Raw genomic sequence first — 3,405 nt, 5'->3', positions numbered from 1 at the left:
GAGGCGCTGGTCACCGTCGAGGCCAGCGGCCGCCCGAGGGTGGCCGCCGGATAAAGGCTCAATAGCCTTTCGAGAAAAAGTTGAATCGCCAATACCCTGCCATGCCTTCGGCATTCTCGGGACATTGGCGATCCATATGCCTCAACGATTTCTCGAAAGGCTTTACTCTGCCGCGTCGCGTTTCGGCAGCACCCAGTCGGGGCGCGCGAAATGGCAGGTATAGCCGTTGGGGATACGCTCCAGATAGTCCTGATGCTCGGGCTCGGCCTCCCAGAAATCACCGACCGGTTCCAGCTCGGTCACGACCTTGCCGGGCCAGAGGCCGCTGGCATTCACATCCGCGATGGTATCCAGCGCCACCTGTTTTTGGCCGTCGTCGACATAGTAGATGGCCGAGCGATAGCTCATTCCCCGGTCATTGCCCTGCCGGTTCGGCGTTGTCGGATCGTGGATTTGAAAGAAGAACTCCAGCAGGGTGCGATACGAGGTCTGGGCCGGGTCGAACCAGATCTCGATCCCCTCGGCATGGGTGCCATGGTTGCGATAGGTGGCGTTGGGCACGTCGCCGCCAGTATAGCCGACGCGGGTGCGCGAGACGCCGGGCAGCTTGCGGATCAGGTCCTGCATGCCCCAGAAACAGCCCCCGGCCAGAACAGCGCGTTCGTCAGTCATTGGATCTCCTCCACATGAATCAGGTATTCACCATAGCCTTCGGCCTCCATCCGGTCACGGTGAATGAAGCGCAGCGCGGCGGAATTGATGCAATAGCGCAGCCCGCCATGTTCGCGCGGGCCGTCGGGGAACACATGCCCCAAATGGCTGTCCCCGTGTTTCGAGCGGACCTCGGTGCGGATCATGCCCAGGGTGCTGTCCCGGAACTCTTCCACATGTTCGTGGATGATGGGCTTGGTGAAGCTGGGCCAGCCGCAGCCGGATTCGTATTTATGGGTCGAGGCAAAAAGCGGCTCGCCCGAAACGATGTCCACATAGATGCCCGGTTCCTTGTTTCCCAGATATTTGCCGGTGCCCGGGCGTTCGGTGCCGCTGCGTTGGGTGACGTGAAACTCTTCGGGTGAGAGGGCGGCGATGGCCTCGGGGTCTTTGGTGTAGCGGGTCATGGCTCCTCCGATTCTGGTGATTGGACACAGTAGATGGGGTTTGCGGCGCGAAAGCAAAGGCTTGTTACGTTGGCTCTCGCCTTCGTGCGTGGGGTCAGGCGGGTTTTGCCATCGGTTGGCGGGACAATTGCACCGCCAGAATGCCCAAAGTGGTGATTGCCACGCCCAAGCCGTCCAGCGGGCCCAGCCGTTCGCCCAGCAGGATGGCGGCGATGCTGACGCCGAAGACGGGGTTGAGGAAGTGATAGGTGGCGGCACGGATCGGCCCGATCCGGTTCAGCAGGGTGACCCAGATCAGTGTGGCCAGCAGGCCCGGGAACAGGGTCGTATAGGTAAAAGCCAGCGCCAGCGGCACCGTCGGGTAGACATAGATGGTTTCAAACAGCGGCGCGGCGACAAACAGCGCGGCTGAACCGATCAGCATCTGCAAACCCACCACCATCATGAAATTCCCGCCCGATGTGGCCCCCCGCACCGCCAGAGTGGCAAAAGTCAGCGCCAGTGCGCCGATCCCGCACAGCGCGACGCCGAACAGGTCGATCCCGGCGCTGATCCGGCTGCTCATGATCAAGGCGACACCGGTGAACCCCGCCAGCAGACCGACCACCCCGATAGGGCGCAACCGTTCGCCCAGAAACAGCCAACTGGCCAGCGCGACCAACAGTGGCATGGTTGAGGCGATGATGGCCGCGACCGACGCCTCGACCGTTTGCATCGCATAGAAATTCAGACCCAAATACAGGGCATTCTGGCAAATCCCGAACAGGATGGTGGCCCGCCACTGCCCCCGCGTCAAGCGCCAGCTTTGCCCCATGGCGCGCGCGATCATCACGCCCAAGAGGCCCGAGACCAGAAACCGGACAGCCAGCGAGAACAGGGGTGAGGCATCCGCAACAATGATCCGGGCCGAGCTGAAGGCCGACGACCAGATAAAGGCAAATGTCAGCCCCATGGCGATTGCGCGCGGATCCATTTCGGCCTCCTGAAAAAAACCCGGGCGACTGTTTCCGATTTTTCTGAACGCCGCAAGGATACCTTGCTGAGAACAGAGCGCGCGAGAGGCTGAAATCAACAGATTTTTTAATATTCAGGATGAGCAGAGGCTAGGGCGTAAGAGGCCCTGCTCATCCCTTGGTTATGTGTCGTCCATAGAGTTAGGCGAAGAAGCTGAGATCATCCATCGAGAACCAACCAGCATTTTCAACATGATCATTGGTGATTTCACCGCCTGATGCGACGAACTCGATATAGTCGATACCCGTCCAGTCAAACTCATGTGTGACGTGATCGAAGGTCAGATCGATTTGCGTGGAATGCACCAACACATCGTCGTTGTAGGCGTTGATCGTGACTTGGTTCGCCCAGTTCGATTCCGGGATATGCGTTGTGTCTGATTTGGAGGCGTTGGCCAAGGAGACACTGTTGAAATTGAACTCTTCGCCGTCGGCTTTTGAGAATCCGACAGTCGCACCCCAGGAATTGAACGCCTCAAGGTCGGTATCCGGTGTCGAGCCACCGTATTCGTAAGGTGTCAGAGTGCCGTCAAAGTTGTTTCCCCCTTTGCTGACACTTGCAATGAATGCACCGTCCAGAACCTGATCGCCGTCCTTGATACGTGTTCCATCGTTGAAATCGAGAACGAACTCGTCCAGTGCGATAGGCGGAGTCAGTTCGGGGAAGTATTGGAAGAAGGTTTCAGGGATATCTTCAACCGCTTCATAGACAACGACTTCCTTCCCACCTGCTTCTGGATAGCTGGTAACCTTCAAAACCCAGGATGCGCTGTCATCTCCGTCCAGTTGCAGCTTTTGAGATCGTATTCCATCCGCATAAAGCGTTACGGTAACGTCACCATTGTCTTTTTCGACCCGACGTTCAGAGAGCTGTCCGTCTTGATACGTGTTTGTGATTGTATCCCAAGATTTTGCGTCCTGTTCATCTGTCTTGGAAATGCTGACGCGCTGGCCGTCAGACCAGGTCTCGTGTTTGACAACACCATTGTCGTAAATGGTTGTTTTTTCGGATTTGTTCCCGCTCTCGTCAAAAATGGTATTGATTGTATCCCAGGATTTTACGTCGTTTTCGTCTGTTCGGGTTGTGCTACTGCGCTGCCCATCTTCCCATGTTTGGTGTTTGACGATTCCGTTGTCGTAGGTGGTCGTCTTAGCGGTCTTGTTCCCGTTCAGATCAAAGAATGTGTCGATCGTGTCCCATGACTTGGTTTGCAGAAAGTCCTGCACTGTTTTGAAATGCCCCGGGGCAAAAGCCTCGACGGTTTGGGGTCCAT

General features: G+C 57.3%; 4 protein-coding genes. All 4 read right to left on the bottom strand.

Annotated elements, in window-relative coordinates; translation table 11 throughout:
* Window positions 1-162: 162 nt before the first annotated feature.
* On the bottom strand, window positions 163-672 hold the full coding sequence (gene msrA, locus MPJ51_RS21615; protein WP_298391117.1) for a peptide-methionine (S)-S-oxide reductase MsrA: 510 nt from the start codon (window positions 670-672) through the stop codon (window positions 163-165).
* Window positions 669-1,118, bottom strand: a complete 450-nt coding sequence (gene msrB / locus MPJ51_RS21610) for a peptide-methionine (R)-S-oxide reductase MsrB (protein WP_298391115.1) — start codon at window positions 1,116-1,118, stop codon at window positions 669-671. Before msrB ends, msrA begins: the two co-directional genes overlap by 4 nt.
* A 94-nt stretch (window positions 1,119-1,212) precedes the next feature.
* Window positions 1,213-2,091, bottom strand: coding sequence for a DMT family transporter (locus MPJ51_RS21605; RefSeq protein WP_298391114.1), 879 nt, complete (start codon window positions 2,089-2,091; stop codon window positions 1,213-1,215).
* A 181-nt stretch (window positions 2,092-2,272) separates the two neighbouring features.
* Window positions 2,273-3,405: hypothetical protein (locus tag MPJ51_RS21600; RefSeq protein ID WP_298391112.1), on the bottom strand; the 1,133-nt coding region annotated here is incomplete at its 5' end.

The organism is Ruegeria sp. (genome assembly GCF_028066395.1).
Taxonomy (GTDB): Bacteria; Pseudomonadota; Alphaproteobacteria; order Rhodobacterales; family Rhodobacteraceae; genus Ruegeria.
The sequence above is the reverse complement of the archived record's forward strand: the minus strand, read 5'-3'. Positions and strand labels throughout refer to the sequence as shown.

Bases quoted from the DNA above. Each gene is read 5' to 3' on its own strand.
- msrA (WP_298391117.1), bottom strand. From the start codon at position 672: ATGACTGACGAACGCGCTGTTCTGGCCGGGGGCTGTTTCTGGGGCATG.
- msrB (WP_298391115.1), bottom strand. From the start codon at position 1,118: ATGACCCGCTACACCAAAGACCCCGAGGCCATCGCCGCCCTCTCACCC.
- MPJ51_RS21605 (WP_298391114.1), bottom strand. From the start codon at position 2,091: ATGGATCCGCGCGCAATCGCCATGGGGCTGACATTTGCCTTTATCTGG.